The sequence below is a fragment of the Bacteroidales bacterium genome (assembly GCA_035353855.1).
In the GTDB taxonomy this organism is placed as follows: domain Bacteria; phylum Bacteroidota; class Bacteroidia; order Bacteroidales; family CG2-30-32-10; genus DAOQAK01.
Genome location: DAOQAK010000017.1, coordinates 1 through 22,377, shown reverse-complemented (window position 1 = coordinate 22,377; position 22,377 = coordinate 1). Strand labels below are relative to the sequence as shown.

Annotated in this window: 18 protein-coding genes; 11 read left to right on the top strand and 7 right to left on the bottom strand. The window is 34.4% G+C overall.

Features of this window, described 5'->3' with window-relative positions; translation table 11 throughout:
- Positions 1-121: 121 nt before the first annotated feature.
- Entirely contained in the window at positions 122-2,779 is a 2,658-nt protein-coding gene (locus PKK00_05900) for a C10 family peptidase (GenBank protein ID HNW97927.1), read from the bottom strand.
- A gap of 116 nt (positions 2,780-2,895) precedes the next feature.
- Between PKK00_05900 and PKK00_05895 the strand changes: the two genes are divergently transcribed.
- Both PKK00_05895 and PKK00_05890 read left to right on the top strand, forming a co-directional pair.
- Positions 2,896-4,284, top strand: coding sequence for a thioredoxin-like domain-containing protein (locus PKK00_05895; GenBank protein ID HNW97926.1), 1,389 nt, complete (start codon positions 2,896-2,898; stop codon positions 4,282-4,284).
- An 8-nt stretch (positions 4,285-4,292) separates the two neighbouring features.
- Positions 4,293-4,784, top strand: a complete 492-nt coding sequence (locus PKK00_05890; GenBank protein ID HNW97925.1) for a hypothetical protein — start codon at positions 4,293-4,295, stop codon at positions 4,782-4,784.
- Positions 4,785-4,787: 3 nt separating this feature from the next.
- Here the strand turns inward: PKK00_05890 and PKK00_05885 are convergent, their stop codons facing one another.
- Together PKK00_05885 and PKK00_05880 are read right to left on the bottom strand one after the other, a co-directional pair.
- Positions 4,788-6,023: a glycosyltransferase N-terminal domain-containing protein gene (locus PKK00_05885; protein ID HNW97924.1), complete on the bottom strand. Its 1,236-nt coding sequence runs from the start codon at positions 6,021-6,023 to the stop codon at positions 4,788-4,790.
- A 10-nt stretch (positions 6,024-6,033) separates the two neighbouring features.
- Positions 6,034-6,792: a hypothetical protein gene (locus PKK00_05880; GenBank protein HNW97923.1), complete on the bottom strand. Its 759-nt coding sequence runs from the start codon at positions 6,790-6,792 to the stop codon at positions 6,034-6,036.
- 158 nt (positions 6,793-6,950) lie between these two features.
- On the opposite strand from PKK00_05880, the gene PKK00_05875 reads away from it, so the two are divergent.
- From PKK00_05875 to PKK00_05845, 7 genes are all read left to right on the top strand, one after another.
- Positions 6,951-8,081, top strand: coding sequence for a DegT/DnrJ/EryC1/StrS family aminotransferase (locus PKK00_05875; protein ID HNW97922.1), 1,131 nt, complete (start codon positions 6,951-6,953; stop codon positions 8,079-8,081).
- A gap of 260 nt (positions 8,082-8,341) precedes the next feature.
- Entirely contained in the window at positions 8,342-8,920 is a 579-nt protein-coding gene (locus PKK00_05870; protein ID HNW97921.1) for a DapH/DapD/GlmU-related protein, read from the top strand.
- 1 nt (position 8,921) lies between these two features.
- On the top strand, positions 8,922-9,881 hold the full coding sequence (locus tag PKK00_05865) for a Gfo/Idh/MocA family oxidoreductase (GenBank protein ID HNW97920.1): 960 nt from the start codon (positions 8,922-8,924) through the stop codon (positions 9,879-9,881).
- A 23-nt stretch (positions 9,882-9,904) separates the two neighbouring features.
- Positions 9,905-11,194 carry a nucleotide sugar dehydrogenase gene (locus PKK00_05860; protein ID HNW97919.1) on the top strand — a complete coding sequence of 430 codons (1,290 nt, stop codon included), beginning with the start codon at positions 9,905-9,907 and terminating at the stop codon, positions 11,192-11,194.
- A gap of 142 nt (positions 11,195-11,336) precedes the next feature.
- Positions 11,337-12,362, top strand: coding sequence for a UDP-glucose 4-epimerase GalE (galE, locus tag PKK00_05855; protein ID HNW97918.1), 1,026 nt, complete (start codon positions 11,337-11,339; stop codon positions 12,360-12,362).
- Positions 12,363-12,474: 112 nt separating this feature from the next.
- Positions 12,475-13,527 (top strand): dTDP-glucose 4,6-dehydratase, encoded by a 1,053-nt coding sequence (rfbB, locus tag PKK00_05850; GenBank protein HNW97917.1) that lies wholly within the window; start codon positions 12,475-12,477, stop codon positions 13,525-13,527.
- A 63-nt stretch (positions 13,528-13,590) separates the two neighbouring features.
- Positions 13,591-14,337: a hypothetical protein gene (locus tag PKK00_05845; GenBank protein HNW97916.1), complete on the top strand. Its 747-nt coding sequence runs from the start codon at positions 13,591-13,593 to the stop codon at positions 14,335-14,337.
- A 31-nt stretch (positions 14,338-14,368) separates the two neighbouring features.
- Here PKK00_05845 and nifJ read toward each other — a convergent pair whose 3' ends face one another.
- Positions 14,369-17,902 (bottom strand): pyruvate:ferredoxin (flavodoxin) oxidoreductase, encoded by a 3,534-nt coding sequence (gene nifJ / locus PKK00_05840; protein HNW97915.1) that lies wholly within the window; start codon positions 17,900-17,902, stop codon positions 14,369-14,371.
- Positions 17,903-18,061: 159 nt separating this feature from the next.
- Between nifJ and PKK00_05835 the strand changes: the two genes are divergently transcribed.
- The gene (locus tag PKK00_05835; GenBank protein HNW97914.1) at positions 18,062-18,532 is read left to right on the top strand and encodes an HAD hydrolase family protein; all 471 of its coding nucleotides are present in this window, start codon (positions 18,062-18,064) and stop codon (positions 18,530-18,532) included.
- 1 nt (position 18,533) lies between these two features.
- Here PKK00_05835 and PKK00_05830 read toward each other — a convergent pair whose 3' ends face one another.
- Both PKK00_05830 and PKK00_05825 read right to left on the bottom strand, forming a co-directional pair.
- Positions 18,534-19,091, bottom strand: a complete 558-nt coding sequence (locus PKK00_05830; protein HNW97913.1) for an AAA family ATPase — start codon at positions 19,089-19,091, stop codon at positions 18,534-18,536.
- Between the two features lie 11 nt (positions 19,092-19,102).
- The gene (locus PKK00_05825) at positions 19,103-20,257 is read right to left on the bottom strand and encodes an amidohydrolase (protein HNW97912.1); all 1,155 of its coding nucleotides are present in this window, start codon (positions 20,255-20,257) and stop codon (positions 19,103-19,105) included.
- Positions 20,258-20,298: 41 nt separating this feature from the next.
- On the opposite strand from PKK00_05825, the gene PKK00_05820 reads away from it, so the two are divergent.
- Positions 20,299-21,279, top strand: coding sequence for a mannose-6-phosphate isomerase (locus PKK00_05820; protein ID HNW97911.1), 981 nt, complete (start codon positions 20,299-20,301; stop codon positions 21,277-21,279).
- A 57-nt stretch (positions 21,280-21,336) separates the two neighbouring features.
- Here PKK00_05820 and PKK00_05815 read toward each other — a convergent pair whose 3' ends face one another.
- Positions 21,337-22,320 carry a DUF4349 domain-containing protein gene (locus PKK00_05815; protein HNW97910.1) on the bottom strand — a complete coding sequence of 328 codons (984 nt, stop codon included), beginning with the start codon at positions 22,318-22,320 and terminating at the stop codon, positions 21,337-21,339.
- Between the last annotated feature and the right edge of the window lie 57 nt (positions 22,321-22,377).

The following is a 22,377-nucleotide window of genomic DNA, read 5'->3' as shown; positions in this document are numbered from 1 at the left end:
TAGGATACAAAAATTGTTTTTCAAAAATATTATAATTTTTCCGAATAGTTTTTATGTTCTGTAAAAATAAAAAAATAAGGGCGCCCAAAGGGCGCCCTTATTTTTTGAATCAATAAAAAAATTATTTTATCAATGATATTTTTTTCGAAATCATCTTGTTGCCATCATCAATGTTGACCATATAAATTCCGGCTTTCATAGCAGAAAGGTCTAACTGAATAATATCATTAAACGTTGGATTTACTTGTTCTGAATAAACAAGTTCTCCAACTAAATTATAAATATTGATTTGAGTTTTACTGCCCAGGTATTCTTTAAATTCAATATTCAACATATCGTTTACAGGGTTAGGGAATATTGTAATATTCTCATTATTTTTAGGTATATCATTTGTGCTGACAAACACATTAGGGTTCCATTTATATATACCTCCATTAGAAGGACTAACTATACTTCCGGCCCATCCTGTAGAATAATTATAAAATTTTACTGAATAATATGATACAGAACCGGTATCAATATTTTTAAAAGTTGAACAATTATCAATAGAATATGATGAACCGGTTCCGGGATAAGAAGCTACATCAACAAATATATCACTTCCGGGTATATATTCTATATTAGGATTTTTTACAAAATATCCTGTTGGAGTTAAGGCAGAAAATGAAGTTCCGCCATTAGTACTTCTTTTTATTGCAGAATAGGCACCATCGGTTGTATGACCTGTAAGTACACCAACTGATCCATTTTTAAATGAAGGGTAAACCTGGATCGTTGCCCCAAAACCTGTAGTGTTACCGGTAGTTCCATAATTTGTATAGGTCCATGTATGTCCTTTATCAGCAGAGCGGAAAAGTTTCCCTTTTGTAGAGCCATACCATATAGAATCAGTACCGGCAACAGCATCATAATTATTGGTTAATCCTGTTTCCCCTGCGGCTGAGGCAACGAGAACCTGTGTCCATGAACTGCCTCCATTTGTTGTATAATAGTTTACAAATTTACTAGAAGTATTCGGGTCACCCATAGTACAGCCATTATTTGCATCAAAGAAATGTACAAAATTCAGCCAGCTTGTAGAGTAATCGGGTGAATTTGCAATTGACCATGTTGCACCTCCATCAGTTGTTTTAGCAACTTTACCACCATTTGCTCCTAAAGGGAACATTGCAGCATAACATGTGTTTGCATCAATAGCACAAATGTTGGCAATATTGTAATCGGTTACTCCGGTAAAGGTAATGGTATCCAGTTTCCATGTTGTACCACCGTTAGTTGTGCGAATAATCTCCCTTGGAATATTGATAGTTGAACCACCGTCTACCACAACTCCCCATGCAACATCAGGACTGCATATATCTATTTCACTTACAATTCTGTTATCTACAGTAGAACCACAGTTTTGCATGATCCACTGCGGAGCTGCGTGACCTACTTTTATCATTTTAGATGAGAATTTGGTATCATTACCTGTTGCATTAGTAACCTTTAAAGTAACCATATATTCACCGGCAGCAGTATATGTTATAGCTCCCGGAGTTTTTCCAGTAAAAGTTGAAGGAGTACCTCCTTCAAATGTCCATTCCCATGTAGAAGGATTATTTGTTGATAAATCAGTAAAATTTACACTACCTCCAACAGCTGGAAAAGCATTGTCTGCTGTGAAATTAGCGATAGGGGCATTTGATAATGGACATACTCTAACTACAGCCTGGTTATCTGAATTGAAGTTTCCGTTTCCACTGTTAAGTGAACCAATAGCATAATAAGTTGTTCCTACACTGCTCCATCCCCAATTAATATGGAATGTGTTAGATGCAGATTTATATCCGTCACAAACAAACGAGTGTCCACTTGAACTGGTACCACCGGTTGCTCCGGCATATAATATCGGGCGTCCTGCATCAAGTTCTGATTTCAGTAAGGTTAGCCAGTTAGCAGATGTGAAGTTCGACATGTTTTGAATTTCTATCGATGGCTGATATTTATAAAAAGTTTTTAAGGAATAAGGAATATCGAACTGGTAAGCTCCGGAAGCGGAAGTAGAATAGGTCATGTTTACACTTACCCCATTATGATATAATAATGTTTCGCTTGCAGTACTTGCAGAAGTGTTCGACATTGAACTCCATGCATAAGTAGTTGAACCAAAATTTACAGTTAAATCACCATAAGTAGCTTCTGTGTATGTATGCGTTCCGTTTCCTGTTGTTGGATATTTCCATTTATACATTACAATACCCATTGCAGTAGCAACACAACCTGCATATACGCCAGAAGCTGTATTCTGAGCAACTACTGTATTCCAAGGTGAACCCTGATCCCAAGCAGCAGTACATAATATTGCTACATCTTTTGTAGTTGGATTGAATTGGTTATTTTGAATTTTTTTCCATTCTTTTAAAGTTTCGGTATTATCAATATTATTCGAAACAATACTTTCAATTTGTTTACTGTAGTCTTCTAACCATGCGGTTTCAGAAGGAGAAATAGCATTTTTATCAAAAGTTCCACTGTCAGAATGTGCTAAAATAGGAATAGCTGCATCATCGGCTGAAACCATTACGTATCCACCTGCTTTAAAATTAAAAACATAAAAAGTAGAAATACCATTATAACTATACTCTACTACATCCGAAATGGTATAATCTGCTTTTCCGGGAACATAGTGTTTGTGAAATGAAACGGCCACATTCTGGGCTTCTTCCTTGGATACCGGCTTAGCCAGCAATGTCATGCCGAATATCATCAGCATAAAAAAGGTAACGATTTTTTTCATATTGTTAGGGTTTGTTTGGTTTATAAATTTAGACAAATTTATAAAATTGTATGTAAAAACAAAAATTTTTTAACAAACTTAGCATAATTTTGTGAAATTATTGAAAAAAAGTACATATGTTTAAAAAAATATTGATACTGTTCTTTTGTTGCTCATTTATTACCCCGGGCATTGCCCAGTTAACATATAGTGTTAACGCAACAGTCAATGGTTGTAAGGCGGAGAAGATATATCTTTCTAAAATATATGGCAAACAGGTAATCAAAACCGATTCATCAGTTATTGGTAACGACTGTCGTTTTTCCTTTATACTACCTGAATATATTGGCGTTGTACGTTTGTCAGCAAATGATTCGAATTTTATTGATGTGATTATAAATCATGAAAATGTATGTATTACTTTTCCTTCTGTTCAATTCAATACGGATGTTGATTTTAGTTCTTCACCGGAGAATATTATTTATTATCAATTTCTGAAACAAGTAAAAGTTATTGAAGATTCAGCTGATATATTAATAAAATTGGGTCAAAAGCTATATGACGAAAACCCTTCAGCCAATGCTTCGAAATTAAATGATATCATGAAAAATATCAACCGGCTGAAAACAAAAAGAAATGAAATTGCTTTAACAGCTATTGATAAAAATAAAGATATGTATGCATCAAAATTGATCAAAGCGTATATTGTACCTGATTATTCCGCATATAAAAAAAATAAAGATGCGGCTGTATATCCAAGTGAAGCAGCATTCCTGAAAGAACATTATTTTGATTATACCGATTTTTCGGATTCCACATTATTGAATTCCGATATTTTTTATAAAAAATGCGGGGAATATTTCGACTACTTTGCTTCTCCGCCTTCAGTGGATTCATATAATAAATGCATTGATTTTATTTTGGTTCGCGCCCAGTCGAATAAAAAAGTTTATGAATACATTATTAATACCCTTCTCAGTTCATTTGAGCATACACAATGGGAAGATGTAATGTTGCATATTGCTGAGAAATACAATGAAACCAGTACATGCAGCGATGCCGAATTGTCAAAGGAATTGAATAAAACTTCGGCAATAATTAATTCATTAAAAAAAGGACATAAGGCGTACAGCATAGTTGCAAATGATTTGAGTGGGAAAAATTATATTCTCGATTCATTAAAATCAAAATATATTTTGGTGATGTTCTGGGCATCGTGGTGCGATTTCTGCGAAGATGCCATGCCCGAATTGAAAGCGATTTACAATAAGTATAATACTAAAGGACTTGAAATTTTTGCAGTGTCATGCGACAGTGTAAACGCTGAATGGCAAAAGGCAAGTGCAAAATATGGCATTACATGGATTAACACCTGCGATTTGAAAGGCTTTAAAAGCGAAAACATAAAAAATTATTATGTTTGGCAAACTCCTGCATTTTACTTACTCGATAAGGATAAAAAGATAATTTCAAAACCTATAACTGTTTCTAAATTAAAAGAAGATTTAGGAAAATTAGAATGGTGATGATTGAAATGAAAAAGATAATTCTTGCAATGCTGGTAATAGCAGCCCTTTCCGAAGGTTGTAAAAAATATGAAGAAGGGCCTTTGGTAAGTTTGCGTTCTGCCGAAAAAAGACTATTTGGTACTTACGCTCTTACACAGTATTCTGTAAATGGAGAAGATTCTTTAATCTTATTTAATGATAGTTTATATAATATATTAATATTTTTCCATGATGAATATTCTAATACAGATGGATATAAAATAGAAGGAAAAAGAAATGACAATAAAACTATCTCATTAGGAGCTCATTGGGAATTTAATGATAATAAAACTAAAATAAAGGTTATATATTCTGAATGTAAAGCATGGTATGGTAATACAGCTTGCGAATCTGGTACAGGTCCATTTTTTAATCATGCTACACCAGAATGGTATATAATACGATTAACACATAAAGAAGTAAAAATGAAAACCAATTATAACGGAAAAGAGTATAAAATTGAATTGAAAGGAAGTTGATATTTAAACAAAATATTTCGAAATATTTTCCAAAATAATTTTTGTAGCTCCAATATTTTTCTGAATATATTTTTTTGAAATTTCAGATGAAGCTTTTAAAACATTAGTGTTTTCAAGCTTTTTAATAATATCGTAAAATTCATTTTCGTTATTGATACAGAATGCTCCGCCTTCTTTAATCAATTCAACAGCTTCCCGGAATTTTGTATGCTTCGGCCCGAAAATTATGGGCATCCCGAATGTCGCCGGTTCCTGGATGTTGTGTATGCTTACTCCAAACCCCCCGCCAATGTAAGCAATGTGAGCATACTGATAAACGTTTGACAAAATACCAATACAATCAATTACCAAAACATTTTTATCTGAAAAATCTTTTGCTGAAATTTCAGAATATAAAATATAAGGCACTTTTATTTTTTCTGTAATGCTTGATATATGTGCTTTGTCAACGAGGTGAGGAGCAATGATAAATTTATAATTTGTTTTTCCTGAATTAATGAATGGAATTAAAATATTTTCATCAGGCGGCCATGTACTGCCTGCAATAAAAATTGTAGAATCGCCGCAAAAATTTTGAATATCGGGAAATGGTTTTACATTTTGCGTGATTGAGTAAACCCTGTCGAAACGCGTATCGCCACATGCAGTTACCTGGTTTATTCCAATACCTTTTAATAAATTTTCCGATGAAATATCCTGTACAAAAAAATGATTTATTTTTTTCAGATGTTTGCGAAACCAACCGCCATACCATTTAAAAAAATGTTGATTCTTTCGAAAGATTGATGAAATAAAAACAATAGGGATTTTTTTCTCTGCAATGCAACTGATATAATTAAACCAGAAATCATACTTCACGAAAACCACTAAAAATGGCTTTGTCAGCTCAATAAATTTTTTTGCATTATTGAGGGTGTCGGATGGAAGATAAAAAATATAATCAGCATTTTCATAGTTCTTGCGAATCTCATAACCCGATGGAGAAAAAAAAGTGAGAAGAATTTTTATATCGGGATATTTCTTTTTGATTCCTTCAATCAGTGGCCTGCCTTGTTCAAACTCACCAAGAGAGGAAACATGTATCCAGATTTTTTTTTCGGAAGGATTGATTTTTTCTGATAGATTTTTCCAGATATTTTTTCTGCCTTTCACCCATAACCCGGCTTTTTTATTAAATGGCGCACTAATGCGAATGAGCAATTGATAAACCAGGATAGAAATGTTATAAAGAAAAGCCACTTCAAAAATTTTAATTGAAATAATATGATTCCGGCATACGCTTATACAATGGGATGATCCATCCAATTTTAAAAGAATATAATACATCCATTCTTTTAGTAAGGTCTTTTTTCATTGTATCGAAATTATATGAACGCCTGCTTTGTGTCCATCCCTGTGTAAACTCGAATCCTGCATAAAAATTGAATAACCTCGAATCGCTCATGTGCATATAGCCAATAAATTCACTTACTGCTAACCCGTTTGTTAAACGGTCGTATCCTTTTTTATAATCTCCTTTGATTTGAGGAGCTGCATTGTCGCTGTTTTCGATTCTTATTTTATGCTGAAGAAACCCTAATGTCCCCAATAATATAATTCCTGAATTTGGATACTTCTCAATAACAGGAAACAATTTTCCACATTTTACCCCCATAAGAAAACCGCGTTCATACAAATGAAAATCGGCATATAACCCATTGCCATCAATGATATTTCCATCGCTGGTTGAAATAGAGTCAAAAATATTTGTTTCTTTAATGGTATCCCTGAACATAAAAAATCCATCGGCTCCGAATATCCAGTTTTTACGGGTCTTATATAAATATCCGGCACCTATCGAGTTATTTGGCAAAAATCTTTTTGCCAGGTCATTTCCCGGGACCTGGTATGAATATGAAGCTGTAACCATTGAAGTTGAGATTGCTGAATCCTTTGGATTAACTTGTGAAAAAACCTGTTCTGAAATGAACAGGAATAGAACATAAAGTAAAGGGTATAATTTATTCATAATCCTGCAAAATTAATGGTTTTTTATTTGATTAACTCAAAAAAACAGATATTGGTATATATGTATAAAAATTTAATTGATCAATCCTGTAATAACAGATGTTAAAAATCAGAATTATATTTATCTTTGCGGCTTGTTGAATAAAAAAAATTTAGACTATGAGAAAGATTAATATGGTTGACTTGAAGAGCCAATATGACAAAATTAAAGATGAAGTAGATAAAGCAATTATAAATGTGATTGAATCGACTGCATTCATTAATGGTCCTGAAGTGAAAAATTTTCAACAGGATTTGGAAAAATATCTTGGTGTAAAACATGTAATTCCTTGTGCAAACGGAACCGATGCTTTACAGGTTTCAATGATGGCAATGGAATTAAAACCCGGCGATGAAGTGATTGCTCCTTCATTTACTTTTGTTGCAACTGCCGAAGTAATTGCTTTACTTGGACTAACGCCAGTTTTAGTAGATGTTGATCCCGATACTTTTAATATTGACCCGAAAGCGATTGAAAAAGCAATCACTCCAAAAACAAAAGCTATTGTACCGGTTCATTTATTCGGACAATGTGCCGATATGGATGCTATAATGGAAATCGCTTCTAAACATAATTTATATGTTATTGAAGATACCTGTCAGGCAATAGGTGCTGACTTTATTTCAAAAAACGGAACAAAGAAAAAAGCAGGAACAATAGCGCATGTAGGATGTACTTCTTTCTTCCCATCTAAAAATTTAGGTTGTTATGGTGATGGCGGCGCTATTTTTACCAATGATGATAAGCTTGCAGAAAAAATCAGGATAGTTGTTAATCATGGGATGACAGTAAGATATTACCATGATCTGATTGGTGTGAATTCGCGCCTTGACAGTATTCAGGCTGCAATACTTCGAATTAAATTAAAACATTTGGATGAATATGCTGCTGCACGAAATAAAGCTGCTGCATATTATGATAAGGCATTTGGAAATAATCCAAAACTAAAAATTCCCGGACGTTTCAATAAATCAAATCATGTTTTCCATCAGTATACTTTGGTTACAAACGGTTTTGATAGAAATAAATTACCGGAATTTTTACAGGAAAAAGGAATTCCGGCAATGATTTATTATCCTGTTCCAATGCATTTGCAAAAAGCATATCTCGACCCACGTTATAAAGCCGGTGATTTTCCGGTAACGGAACAGCTTGCAAAATCAGTGGTTTCATTACCAATGCATACAGAATTGGATGAAGAACAATTAAAACATATTACAAGTTCAGTTCTTGAATTTGTAAATAGATAATATATAAAAATTGTAAAAGAAATTTTATTAAAAAATAACTGCAAAGTATACAAAGGAAAATTCGCAAAGAACCCAAAGTAAGCTCTGCGCTCTTTGCGAAAACTTTGTACTCTTTGCGTTAAAAATACAGAACTATTAATAATTTTTAGTGTTGCTTAATTAACAGGTGGAATAAGCAGAAAAATAAATGGTAATCTATACTCTGTGTTCGCTGCAGCGAACTCTGTTCAATCTGAGAATTCAGTGTTAAAAAAATAAAAATGGAAAAACAATATTTTGCTCACGAAACAGCAGTTATCGATGAAGGCTGTGTAATTGGAAAAGGTACAAAAATATGGCACTTCACACATGTTATGCCTAATTGCAAAATAGGTGAGAATTGTAATATTGGTCAGAATGTTGTTGTATCGCCTGATGTTGTTTTGGGTAATAATGTGAAAATTCAGAACAATGTATCTTTGTATACAGGAGTCATTTGTGAAGATGATGTTTTTCTGGGACCATCAATGGTATTTACAAATATTGTAAATCCGAGAAGTGCAATTATACGCAAGCATGAATATGCAAAAACTGTTGTGAAAAAAGGAGCATCAATTGGAGCGAATGCGACAATTGTTTGCGGTCATGATATTGGTGAATATGCATTTATTGGAGCAGGAGCAGTGGTAACTAAAAATGTTCTTCCATATGCTTTGGTTGTTGGAAACCCTGCAAAACAAACAGGATGGATGAGTGAATATGGACATCGTTTGCATTTTGATGAAAATGGAATTGCTGTTTGCCCCGAAAGCAAAGAGAAATATGTTCTAAAAAATAATAAAGTTTCAAAGCTGAAATAAAATGAATAAAGGCAGTAAAAATTTCGCTCTGATAGGTGCGGCAGGTTATATAGCCCCGCGCCACATGAAAGCGATTAAAGAAACCGGAAATTCGCTTGTAGCGGCTCTTGACAAACACGACGCTGTTGGAATTATCGACAGTTTTTTTCCTGATGCTGATTTTTTTCTTGAACCCGAACGTTTCGACAGACACCTTGATAAATTGAGAAGACAAGGCGAGAAAAAAATAGAATATGTAAGTATTTGCTCGCCTAACTATTTGCACGATTCTCATATCCGGCTCGCTTTAAGGAATGATGCAAATACAATTTGCGAAAAACCGTTGGTGCTGAATCCATGGAATATTGAGGCTTTAGATATAATACAGAAAGAAACCGGAAGAAAAATTTATAATATTCTTCAACTGCGTTTGCATGATTCGATTAAAGAATTAAAAGAAATAATTTCCAAAGGACCTAAAGATAAAATTCATGATGTTGATTTGACTTATATTACCAGTCGCGGTCATTGGTATCATATGTCGTGGAAAGGCGATAACAGTAAGTCGGGAGGCATTGCTACAAATATAGGTATCCATTTTTTCGATATGCTGATATGGATTTTTGGTGATGTCCAGAAAAATATCGTTCACTATTATTCTGAAAATAAAGCAGCAGGATTTCTGGAATTAAAGAATGCACGCGTTAGATGGTTTTTAAGTATTGACAGCAATGATTTACCTGATTGTGCTAAAAAAGCAAACCAAAGAACCTATCGTTCAATTGAAGTTGATAAAAAAGAAATTGAATTCAGTGAAGGATTTGGTGATTTACATACATCTAGTTACAGAGAAATTCTTGACGGCAGAGGCTTTGGAACGAATACAGCTTATCCAAGTATCAATACTGTTTATGAGATAAGACATGCCGAGCCAATTGGTTTAAAAGGCGACTATCATCCTATTTTAAAAAAGATATTATAAATTAAATTTTTTCGAATATGAATATATATGATAAATTATTAAAGAAAGAAACAAAGTTATCAGTGATTGGTTTAGGCTATGTAGGATTACCAATTGCTCTTGAGTTTGCTAAAAAAATAAATGTTATTGGTTTTGATATTAAAGCCGACAGGGTTGAAATGATGAAAAATAAAATCGACCCAAGCGAAGAACTGCCTTCATCAGCTTTTGATGGTTGCAACATTAAATTTACTGCAAATCCTGAAGATTTAAAAGAAGCAACATTTCATATTGTGGCTGTGCCAACTCCTATTGATGATCATAATCTTCCTGATTTAACTCCATTGATTGGTGCTACACGCACAGTTGGAAAAATTCTGAAAAAAGGAGATTACGTTGTTTACGAATCTACCGTTTATCCAGGTTGTACCGAAGAAGATTGCATTCCTATTCTTGAAGAATTATCAGGATTAAAATTTGTGAAAGATTTTAAAGTTGGTTTTTCTCCCGAAAGAATTAACCCGGGCGATAAAGAACATACGATAACCAGTATATTAAAAGTTGTTTCAGGTTGCGATGCTGAATCGTTGGAGAATGTTGCAAAAACATATGAATTAGTTGTAAAAGCTGGTGTGCATAAAGCATCGTCAATTAAAGTTGCCGAATCAGCTAAGATTATTGAAAACACTCAGCGCGATGTGAATATTGCTTTGATGAATGAACTCTCTATCATCTTCAACCGCATGGGAATTAATACTTACGAAGTGCTTGAAGCTGCCGGAACAAAATGGAACTTCCTGAAATTTTATCCTGGATTAGTTGGTGGGCACTGCATTGGTGTTGACCCATATTACCTTACTTATAAAGCAAAAGAATTTCGTTATCATGCACAGATAATAAATTCCGGAAGGTTTGTAAACGATTCGATGGGGTTTTATGTTGCTAAACAAACCGTGAAAAAAATTATCGCTGCCGGAAAAAATGTTTTGAACTCAAGAGTACTTGTAATGGGCGCTACTTTTAAAGAAGATGTTAGTGACATCCGCAATTCACGAGTAGCTGATGTTATTTCAGAGTTGAAATCGTATGGAGTAAAGTATGAAGTTGTTGACCCGTATGCTTCTTCAAAAGAATTGAAACACGAATATGGTTTTGAGTTGGTTGAAAAACCTACCGGAAAATATGATGCAATTATTGTTGCCGTGAATCATCAGCCATATCGCGAACTTAAAGAAGAATATTTTAAATCGATAGCGGCTGAAAAGGTTATCCTTGTTGATGTTAAAGGAATTTACAGAAATAAAATAAAAGAACTCACATACTGGAGTCTTTAAAATGGTTAATAGTTTATAGGTTGGGTAGCTTGAATGGATTTTAGTTGTTGGGTTCAAAGTCTTATGACTATTGACAACAGACCAAACCAGTAGCCATTGACAATAAACTTAAAACTTGATTAAAGATTTTAATAGTTGATAAATGAAAATATTAGTAACCGGTGGCACCGGCTATATTGGTTCGCATACTGTTGTTGAATTGCAGCAGAAAGGTTATGAAGTTATTATCATTGATAATCTTTCTAATTCAACAAAAGATGTAATTTATTCTATAGAAAAAATTACAGGAATATTACCGGAGTTTCATCAATTCGACCTTTGTGATGAAGATGCTACAAAAAATTTCTTTCAGAAAAATAAAGATATTTCAGGTGTAATACATTTCGCAGCGCTTAAAGCTGTTGGCGAATCGGTTGAACAGCCGCTGAAATATTACAATAATAATATTTCTTCATTGTTAAATATTTTGAAGTACATGAAAGAAATGCAAATAAAAAATTTTGTGTTTTCTTCTTCCTGTACGGTTTATGGCCAGCCTGATGTTTTGCCTGTTGATGAGAATTCACCAATAAAAGCACCATTCTCTCCTTATGGACATACTAAACAAATTTGTGAAGAAATCATCAGGAATACCGTTGGAATTTTTGGAATGAAATCAATTTTATTAAGATATTTCAATCCTATTGGAGCGCATGAATCGGCATTGATTGGCGAATTGCCGTTAGGTGTTCCAAATAATCTTATTCCTTTTATAACGCAGACTGCAATTGGTAAACGCGATTATCTTCGTGTTTTCGGAAATGATTACAATACTCCGGATGGCACATGTATCAGGGATTACATTCATGTTGTTGATTTGGCAAAAGCGCATATTGTTGCTTTGGAACGAATGATGAGCAATAAAACAAAATCGGATTGTGAAGTTTTTAATCTCGGTACTGGCAATGGTTTTTCTGTACTTGAAGTCATTCATGCATTTGAAAAAGTTAGTGGTGTAAAACTGAATTATAAATTTGTTGAACGTCGTGCAGGCGATATTGAGAAAGTGTGGGCAAACACTGATTTAGCAAATAAAGAATTAGGCTGGAAAGCAAAACAAGGAATTGATGAAATGGTGCTTTCTGCCTGGAATTGGGAAAAATATTTAAAAGAAAAAGAAAGTAAATAGTTGATAGGTTGAGTCGCTAGTTAAGATTATTGTTAATAGTAATAAGAATTTCCTGAGACTATTGACTTATTACCAAACAAGCTGCTCAAACCATAAACCTGAAACAAAAATTATGAAAACTCTATTAATCACTGGTGGTGCGGGCTTTATAGGTTCGCATGTGGTAAGAAAATTTGTAAAAAAATATTTTGATTGTAAAATTGTAAATCTCGACAAGCTTACGTATGCCGGAAACCTTAACAATATCACCGATATTGAAAATGAAAAAAATTATGAATTTGTAAAAGGCGATATTGTTGATAGCAATTTTATTAATAATCTTTTTATAAAATATAAATTTGATGGCGTTATTCATCTTGCTGCCGAATCGCATGTAGACCGTTCCATTGAAAGCCCGATGGATTTTATAATGACAAACATTGTAGGAACAGTAAACCTTCTGAATGCAGCTAAAAATATTTGGAAAGATAATTTAGAAGGAAAGAAATTTTATCATATATCAACCGATGAAGTTTATGGTTCATTAAGCGATGAAGGTTTTTTTACCGAAGAAACTTCTTACGACCCGCGCAGTCCGTATTCCGCATCAAAAGCCAGCTCCGACCATATTGTAAGAGCATATTATCATACTTATAAACTTCCGGTTGTTATCAGTAATTGTTCGAACAACTACGGAGCAAACCAGTTTCCCGAAAAATTAATTCCACTTTGCATCAATAATATCAAAAATAATAAACCGCTTCCAATTTATGGAAAAGGCGAAAACGTGCGTGATTGGCTGTGGGTAGAAGACCACGCAAATGCAATTGATGTGATTTATCACAAAGGAAAAATTGGTGAAACATACAACATTGGCGGAAACAATGAGTGGACAAACATTGACCTTGTTCGAATGCTTTGCAAAATAATGGATAAAAAATTAGGCAGAAAAGAAAGAACATCTGAACAGTTGATTACTTATGTGAAAGACCGCGCAGGTCATGATTTGCGTTATGCCATTGATTCATCAAAATTGCAAAAAGAATTGGGATGGAAACCATCGCTTCAGTTTGAAGAAGGATTAGAAAAAACGGTTGAATGGTATCTTTTGAACGAAGAATGGTTGAAAAATGTAACGTCAGGCGATTACCAGAAATACTACGATAATCAGTATGTGAAACGATAACAGTTTTAAGTTCCCTGTTTTAAGGTTTCAGTTAATTACACATTAATCATTCATAATTTTCAAATGGGAATATTTGGAAATATTTTCAAATCAAATAAATTAAAAAGTCCCATAGACCTTTCAATCTTGGGTGCTGATATGCATTCCCATTTGATTCCCGGTATTGACGATGGTTGTGCTACACTAGAAGATTCTGTAAATCTTGTAAAACACATGTATGATTTAGGTTATAAAAAACTTATAACCACTCCTCATATCATGGTCGATTATTTTAAGAATACTGCTGAAACAATAAATAAAGGGTTGGATATTTTAAGGAATGAATTAGCAAAAGAAAATATTCCTGTTATAATTGAAGCCGCTGCAGAATATATGTTTGACGATGGTTTGTTAAAAAAATTCAAAGCAGGTAATTTACTGACTTTTGGAAATAAATATTTATTAATAGAACTTTCTACTTTCAATCCTCCTGATAATTTGATCCATACATTTTTTGATATGAGGATGGAAGGATACAATCCTGTTCTTGCCCATCCGGAGCGATATTTCTTCTGGCATGAAAATATTGAGCATTATGAAACTTTAAAAGATCACGAAATACTTTTCCAAATAAACATTCCTTCCTTATCAGGATTTTATTCACCCGGTGTAAAAAAAATATGTGAAGAATTGATTGAAAAAAATATGGTCGATTTTGCCGGAAGTGATTTACATAACATGGAATATTTTATGCATCTTGATAAATCGCGTTTCTCCCCGGCACTTGAAAAGCTTATCAATAGCGGAAATTTACTTAATAATAAATTATAAAAAAAGCCCCGAAAATTTTCGGGGCTTTTTTTTATTTTGAATAATCCATTAAGGAATAACGTTTGTAAACATTATACCTCCATTTTGCAGCCTCTTCAGCAGCTTTGAATAATTCTTCAGCATCTTTCGGGAAAGCTTTCTTTAATGAAGTATAACGAACTTCGCTTTCAAGGAAATTCTGGAAGTCAGGCCAGTTAGGCTCTTTCGAGTCGAGTGTGAATGGATTCTTTCCTTCTTTTTCTAAAAGCGGATTATAACGATACAAATGCCAGTATCCTGATTTTACTGCAAGGTCTTGCTGATCCTGTGTCTTGCCCATTCCTGCTTTTATTCCGTGATTGATACATGGAGCATAAGCAATAATCAATGATGGTCCGGGATATGCTTCAGCTTCTTTCAGTGCGCGGAAGTACTGACTGTTGTTAGCGCCCATTGCAACCTGTGCAACATAAACGTAACCGTATGATATGGCCATCATACCTAAATCTTTTTTGCGAATTCTTTTTCCTGATGCAGCAAATTTTGCTACAGCACCTATAGGAGTAGATTTTGACGATTGTCCACCGGTGTTTGAATACACTTCAGTATCGAGAACAAGCAGGTTGATATCTTCACCTGAAGCCAGTACATGGTCGATGCCACCGTAGCCAATATCATAAGCCCAGCCATCACCACCAAATGCCCATACTGATTTCTTTACCAAATATTGTTTGTAATCGAGAATTTGTTTTGCAACAGGCAGATTACTTTTTTCAATGACCTTTAAAACTTTTTCGGATGCTACGATTGATTCTTCTGCTTTATCTTTTGAGTCCATCCAGCCTTTGAAAACTTCTTTCATTTCGGCAGGAATTTCAGTTGCATTCGCTTCTTCCATTAAACGATAAATGCGTTCCCTGATTTTATTTACACCAAGTGCCATTCCAAAACCATATTCTGCATTATCTTCAAATAATGAATTGGCCCATGCAACACCTTTTCCGTTTCTGTTACAAGCACGATATGGAGTAGCAGGAGCAGAGCCGCCGTAAATTGATGAACATCCTGTAGCATTGGCAACAATCATTCTTTCGCCGTATAACTGGGTGATCAATTTAATATAAGGTGTTTCACCGCAACCGCCACAGGCACCGGAGAATTCAAATAATGGTTGTGCAAACTGGCTGTTTTTAAATGTTTTGAATTTATCAATAATATTATCTTTATAAGAAACTTTGTTAGCAATATAATCCCATCTTGCAATTTCTTCGGTTTGTGTGCCGAGATGTTTCATTACAAGAGCTTTTGTTTTAGCCGGACAAACATCTTCGCAATTGCCGCAACCGGTGCAATCCAATACGCTCACCTGGATTCTGAACTGGTAACCTTCCAATTCTTTTCCAACAGCTTTAAGCGTTTTAGTATTTGCCGGAAGTTTCTTGGTTTCTTCTTCAGTAAATAAGAATGGCCTGATAGCAGCATGAGGACAAACCAAAGCACACTGGTTACACTGTATACAATTTTCGGGTAACCATTCAGGTACACTTACAGCAACACCTCTTTTTTCATATTCAGTAGTTCCGCAGGGGAATGTTCCGTCTTCACGTTCTTTGAATGCGCTAACAGGAAGGTCGTCCCCTTTAAGAGCGTTGATAGGTTCCATTACATTTTTTATGAAATCAGGAATTTTCCTATCGTCTTTTTTAGTTTTTACTTCTATATTTTTCCAATCTGCAGGAACTTTAATTTCTTTAACTTCTCCACCTTTATCAATAGAAGCAAAGTTCATTTTTACAACATTCTCACCTTTTCTTCCATAAGTTTTTTCAATAGCTTTCTTCATTTCCTTAACAGCTAAATCATAAGGAATAACACTGGAAACTTTAAAGAATGCTGCTTGCATGATTGAGTTGGTGCGGTTACCCATTCCTATCTCTTCAGCAATTCGTGTGGCATTGATTACATAAAATTTTATATCATTAGTTGCAAGATATTTTTTCATGTGATCGGGCAATCTTTTCTTTGTTTCTTCTTCATCCCAAATACTGTTTAGAAGGAAAGAGCCACCTTTTTTCAAACCTTTAAGCATATCATATTTTTCGAGATATGCAGGAACGTGGCAAGCAACAAAGTCGGGAGTATTTACAAGATAAGGAGCGCGAATTATTTTATCGCCGAAACGTAAATGCGAAACAGTGATACCGCCTGATTTCTTAGAGTCATAAGCAAAGTAAGCCTGGCAATATTTATCTGTTGTTTCACCAATAATTTTAATTGAATTTTTATTTGCACCAACAGTACCATCAGCGCCTAATCCGTAGAATTTAGCTTCGAATGTTCCTTTAGGAGTTACGCTGATTTCAGGTAATACAGGAAGTGAAAGATTGGTAACATCATCAACAATACCAACGGTAAAATGATTCTTAGGTTTTGCAGAAACGAGGTTTTCATAAACCGATAATACCATTGAAGGAGTAGTATCTTTTGAACTCAGTCCATATCTTCCGCCAATGATCATCGGAGGATTCGGGTTTTCATAGAACATGTCGCGAACATCAAGATATAATGGGTCGCCGTTTGCTCCCGGTTCTTTAGTACGGTCGAGAACACAAATTCTTTTTACCGATTTTGGAAGAACATTGAAGAAATATTTTGATGAGAAGGGACGATAAAGATGAACAGTGATCAGTCCTAATTTTTTCCCCTGTGTATTTAAATAATCGATTACTTCCTTAGTCAAATCAGTGATTGAGCCCATAGCAACAATTACATGTTCAGCATCGGGTGCACCGTAATATGTGAATGGGTGGTATTCGCGACCGGTGAATTTTTTCAGTTGTTGCATATAATCTTCAACCATGTCGGGAACTGCATCATAGAATTTGTTTGCAGCTTCGCGTGATTGGAAATAAATATCAGGATTCTGAGCAGTACCGCGAGTAAAAGGATGTTCAGGATTTAATGCCCTGTCGCGGAATGACTGTAATGCTTTCTGATCTAAAAGGCTTGCCATTTGCTCTGTTGAAAGTGCTTCTATTTTTTGAACTTCAGCAGAAGTACGGAAACCATCAAAGAAATGAAGGAAAGGAACTCGTGATTTTATTGCAGTAAGATGAGCAACTGCTGCGAGGTCCATAATTTCCTGAACGCTGCTTGTTGCCAGAAGTGCAAATCCGCATGAGCGTGTACTCATCACATCGCTGTGATCGCCAAAAATTGATAATGCCTGAGCAGCTATGCTTCTTGCCGATACATGAAAAACACCTGGTAATAATTCGCCGGAAATTTTATACATGTTAGGTATCATGAGTAATAAACCTTGTGATGCAGTAAATGTAGTGGTTAATGCACCCGACTGTAATGAACCGTGAACAGCACCGGCAGCGCCAGCTTCCGATTGCATTTCTGCCAATTTTACTGTATCACCAAAAATATTTTTTCTTCCGTTTGCAGCCCATTCATCAACGTATTCTGCCATCGTTGACGATGGAGTAATAGGATAAATTGCTGCGACTTCACTGAACATGTAAGCAATGTGTGCTGCGGCGTAATTACCGTCGCATGTAATGAAATTTTTCTTTTCCATGATTTAGGTATTTATATTTTCTTAATATGTAAATTGTTAAACAACTCTTTTGCAATGTGCGAAGTTAGAAAAACAAATATAATAATCAAGGCTTTTTTTTAGTTTTTTATATCTTGGAATTCATATTATTTATCGATATTTGTTACAGATAGATTCATTATGATATCAATTAATATTCCCGGGGTCAAAGAACTTCAACTCTGTTTTCTTGTACTTGATTTTAACGGTACCCTTGCATTTGATGGAAATTTACTGGAGGGTGTTGCCGAAAAGCTGAATGTACTTGCAGCTGATCTTGAAATTCATGTAATAACGGCAGATACGTTTGGCAAAGCAAAAGCACAATTTAAAAATATAAAGTGTAAAGTAAAAATTATTGAAGGTGAAGAACAGCAATCACAAAAGCTTGATTTCATTGCACAATTAGGTGCCGATGAAGTTGTGGCAATTGGCAATGGTAAAAATGATGCTTTAATGCTAAAACATGCAGCACTTGGTATTGCAATAATTCAGAAAGAAGGCATTGCCGGCGAAACACTTTTGTCTGCTGATGTTGTTTGTAATGATATCCTGGATGCGTTGGATTTATTGGATAATCCGTTAAGGCTGACAGCTACGTTGAGAAAATAAATTATTTAATTATTTTCGATATTACATCATCAACTTTTTCCTGAAGTTCTTTAATACTTTTATCATTTACGAAAGAATAATCAGCGTTTTCAATACACCTGGAAAGGTTTTGTTTGTTCGGGTCAGACGATTGCATTTCTCTTTTTTCGTTTTCAATAAAAGTTTCGAACGAAACATTATCAGTTTCCGATGCGCGCTGAACAATGCGCTGGTAGCGTATTTCTGCCGGAGCATCAATGGCGAAAAGATAAAAATTTCCTTTCTGTTTTAATGCTTCTACTTCGCCCGGAGTGCGTATACTTTCAATGATACAATTCTTTCCCGATTTAATTGCCTGTTCATATAATTGTTCAACAATATAACTGGGCGAATGATTTGCGCGAAGTTCATTTGCAACCAATACCATGTTGTCGCGGTTTACGTCAAGTTTTCTTTTTTTAATTTCTTCAGTAATAAATGAACGTACTGAATAATGAGAAAACTTTTTATGTTCAACCAGGTATTCAACTATGGTGCCTTTACCCGCTCCCAGCGTGCCTGTAATTCCTATGATAATCATAAATTATATAATCAGTTTTTAGAATAGTTTTTAATAATGTTATGGAAAACAGAAATTCCTGTTTCTATGATTTCATCAGGAAAATCGTAATCTTTTGTGTGAAGTGCAGTATGTTCTTTTCCTGCACCTAACCCGAATATTGCGCCTTTATATTTTGAGGTGAATTTTCCAAAATCTTCCGACCATCGAAAAGGAAAAGGCAGATGAATAATTTTTGCTCCGCATGTTTCGGCAGCTTTTTCAATCATATTGACCGCCTCAGGATGGTTAAATGTTTCATCAAATTCATCAACAAATTCAACGGAAAGCGCAAGTCCTTCTTCTTTTGCTTTTTCTTCAGCAAGAAGTTTGCACTCATGAACCAGTCGTTGCATATTATGATTGTCATAACTTCTGAGTGTTGCGCGAATTTCGGCATAACCTGCAGCAGTGCCGAAAGCAGGTTCTCCCAGCGAAGCATGAACAATGGTTGTTAAAATAAAATTATCAAAACTTTCGGAATATTCGGGAATGCTTTCGATGCCTTTAATAATTTCAGAGAAAGCAAATGCCGGATTTTTTCCATGTTCTGGATAAGCCGCATGGCAAGACTTTCCGGTAAGTTTAATGATTATTCCTTTCGAAGCAGATGCAAATTGTTCTTTCTTTACAAGTACTGAATTTTTTTCAAAGCCGGGAATGTTGTGCAGTGCAAAAATAAAATCGGGTTCGATGAGTTTAAATGCAGGATTTTCTAAAATCATTCTTGCACCTTGTCCTGTTTCTTCGGCTGGTTGAAACAATAAAATAATCTTTCCGGTTTCAGGGAAATCATTTTCAATGATGCATGCAAGTCCGCATAAAATTGCGCTATGACCATCGTGGCCGCATTTATGTGAAACATTTTTATTGCACGATGAATAAGGCAGTGATAAATTTTCTTTAATAGGTAAAGCATCAATATCTGCCCTGAACATCAGGTTTAGTCCGGGTTTCCCGCTATCGAAAGTAGCAGCAAAACCAGTATCTGATAAACTTATTATTTTACATGAGGGCGAATTTTTTTGTAGAAAATCGCAAATAATTTTTTTTGTGTTGAGTTCATTCAGTGAGAGCTCAGCATTGCGGTGAAGCTCTTTGCGAAGTTCCACAATCTTATTCAAAAAAATATTATTATTGCTACTCATTCGAAATTGATAAATTTGCAAATAACATTCAAAGATAAGAAATGAATCAATTATATCCTTTAAAATTCAAACCTATATTTAAAGATAAATTATGGGGTGGCGATAAAGTAAATAAACTTTTCGGAAAAAATTTTTCTCCATTGCCCAACTGCGGCGAAAGCTGGGAACTTTCGGGTGTTGACGAAAATCTTTCGGTTGTTGAAAATGGATTTTTAAAAAATAATAATATCAAAGAACTCATCGAAGTTTATATGGGTGATTTGGTTGGGGAAAAAGTTTTTGAAAAATTCGGATTGCAATTTCCTATTCTTATAAAAATTATCGATTCACGCGAATGGCTTTCTATTCAGGTACATCCCGATGACACGCTTGCAAAGAAACGTCATAACGAAAATGGTAAGACCGAAATGTGGTATATTTTGGATGCTGATAAAAACGGAGAATTGATAAGTGGTTTCAATAAGGAAATCAATAAAGAGATTTATCTGGATTATTTTGAAAAAAATAATCTTACCGAGATTTTAAATTTTGAGAAAGTTAATAAAGGTGATGTATTTTACATTCCTTCGGGCAGAATTCATGCGTTAGGTCCTGGTGTTTGCCTTGCTGAGATTCAGCAAACTTCAGACATTACATATCGTATTTTTGATTGGAACAGGGTTGATGACAAAGGCAATCCACGGCAACTTCACACCAAGGAAGCGGTTGATGCTATTGATTATTCTTATCAAAAAAATTATCGTACAAATTATTCTTTATATAATGATAGTCCTTCAAACCTTGTTAAAAGCCCTTATTTCACTACAAATCTTTTAAGTTTGAATAAAACTGTTCCTCGCGATTATTACGATCTCGATTCGTTTGTGATACTGATGTGCGTTGAAGGTTCGTTTGATTTGAATTACCATGAAGGAAAAGAAAAAATTAATGCCGGACAAACAATTTTAATTCCGGCTGAATTAAATGAAATTCAAATTGAACCTCATCAAAGTTGTAAGACATTAGAAATTTATATTGAATAAAATTTAGCTATAAGAAGGTATTAAAACAATAGGCGCGCCCTTTAGGGCGCGCCTATTTTATTTATTCTTCTTCCAAAGTCTTCGTAGTACTTTATAAATAAGGTATGCAATAATTGCAAATAAAAACAGTGCCCATAATTTTATAAGAAATACGATGAGCGCCATAAACATATCCCATCCGAATTTTAAGGCATTCAGAAGTTTTGTTCCTAATCCGGGTTCATATGCACTTATATTTTTTTCATTAGCGATAAGTTCCGAACGTATTGATTGACGCTGGTAAATTAAAAGTGAAATGGTGCTGTATTTTATTTTATCAGCAATAGTTAAATTGTTCAATAATGCCCTGTCGGCAGCGGCTTCTTTATCTAAAAGACGTTCCTGTGTATTTACAGTTTCTGTTGCATCTTTCGATTTAGTTTGTGAAGCAGCATCAACATTGGAAATATATTTTTGATTTCGTTTTTGTGCAAGTTTATTTTCTAATATTTTCATTGCAATATCTTCAGCGTTAATATTGCGGTAATCCATAAAATCAACAAGCTTTGCCAACGACTTCAATGTAGTATCTAAATTATAATTCGGTACACGTAATACCATCGAATTTTGCACAGTATAATAGGTGGTTTCAAGTGATGAATCATTACGAACCGGAATTACATTTGTTTTTTCTACATTGCTTGAAAGAGAAGTGCTGGTAACAAAACCGTCAAAATGTTTTACAATCTCTTCAATTTTATACGTTGATTTGATAACATCTTTTACGCGAAATTTTATATCTGCTGTCCTGATAAATTTATGCGTTGTATCCTTAGGGTTATCAACTGCTGCGGATGATGACATTCCTTTATTTTCAGTATTCGAATTTGAAGAAGTTTGCAATGAATCTTCTTGTTTTGTTTGTTCCTGCATAACTTTATCAACTACCGATAAACTGTCTTGCCTTATCATCTCTTTTTCTTTATAATGTCCACCACCACTACATGAAATAATAAACATTCCTATAAAAAGTATAGCTGTAATTTTTAATAATGTTTTCATAAAATAATAGTTCGGTAAAAATATAGATATTAACAAAGGTATGTAAAAAACTTAAAA

Coding starts and splice junctions, on each gene's coding strand:
- PKK00_05900 (HNW97927.1), bottom strand. CDS start 2,779: ATGAAAAAAATCGTTACCTTTTTTATGCTGATGATATTCGGCATGACA.
- PKK00_05895 (HNW97926.1), top strand. CDS start 2,896: ATGTTTAAAAAAATATTGATACTGTTCTTTTGTTGCTCATTTATTACC.
- PKK00_05890 (HNW97925.1), top strand. CDS start 4,293: ATGAAAAAGATAATTCTTGCAATGCTGGTAATAGCAGCCCTTTCCGAA.
- PKK00_05880 (HNW97923.1), bottom strand. CDS start 6,792: ATGAATAAATTATACCCTTTACTTTATGTTCTATTCCTGTTCATTTCA.
- PKK00_05875 (HNW97922.1), top strand. CDS start 6,951: ATGAGAAAGATTAATATGGTTGACTTGAAGAGCCAATATGACAAAATT.
- PKK00_05870 (HNW97921.1), top strand. CDS start 8,342: ATGGAAAAACAATATTTTGCTCACGAAACAGCAGTTATCGATGAAGGC.
- PKK00_05865 (HNW97920.1), top strand. CDS start 8,922: ATGAATAAAGGCAGTAAAAATTTCGCTCTGATAGGTGCGGCAGGTTAT.
- galE (HNW97918.1), top strand. CDS start 11,337: ATGAAAATATTAGTAACCGGTGGCACCGGCTATATTGGTTCGCATACT.
- rfbB (HNW97917.1), top strand. CDS start 12,475: ATGAAAACTCTATTAATCACTGGTGGTGCGGGCTTTATAGGTTCGCAT.
- PKK00_05845 (HNW97916.1), top strand. CDS start 13,591: ATGGGAATATTTGGAAATATTTTCAAATCAAATAAATTAAAAAGTCCC.
- nifJ (HNW97915.1), bottom strand. CDS start 17,902: ATGGAAAAGAAAAATTTCATTACATGCGACGGTAATTACGCCGCAGCA.
- PKK00_05835 (HNW97914.1), top strand. CDS start 18,062: ATGATATCAATTAATATTCCCGGGGTCAAAGAACTTCAACTCTGTTTT.
- PKK00_05830 (HNW97913.1), bottom strand. CDS start 19,091: ATGATTATCATAGGAATTACAGGCACGCTGGGAGCGGGTAAAGGCACC.
- PKK00_05825 (HNW97912.1), bottom strand. CDS start 20,257: ATGAGTAGCAATAATAATATTTTTTTGAATAAGATTGTGGAACTTCGC.
- PKK00_05820 (HNW97911.1), top strand. CDS start 20,299: ATGAATCAATTATATCCTTTAAAATTCAAACCTATATTTAAAGATAAA.
- PKK00_05815 (HNW97910.1), bottom strand. CDS start 22,320: ATGAAAACATTATTAAAAATTACAGCTATACTTTTTATAGGAATGTTT.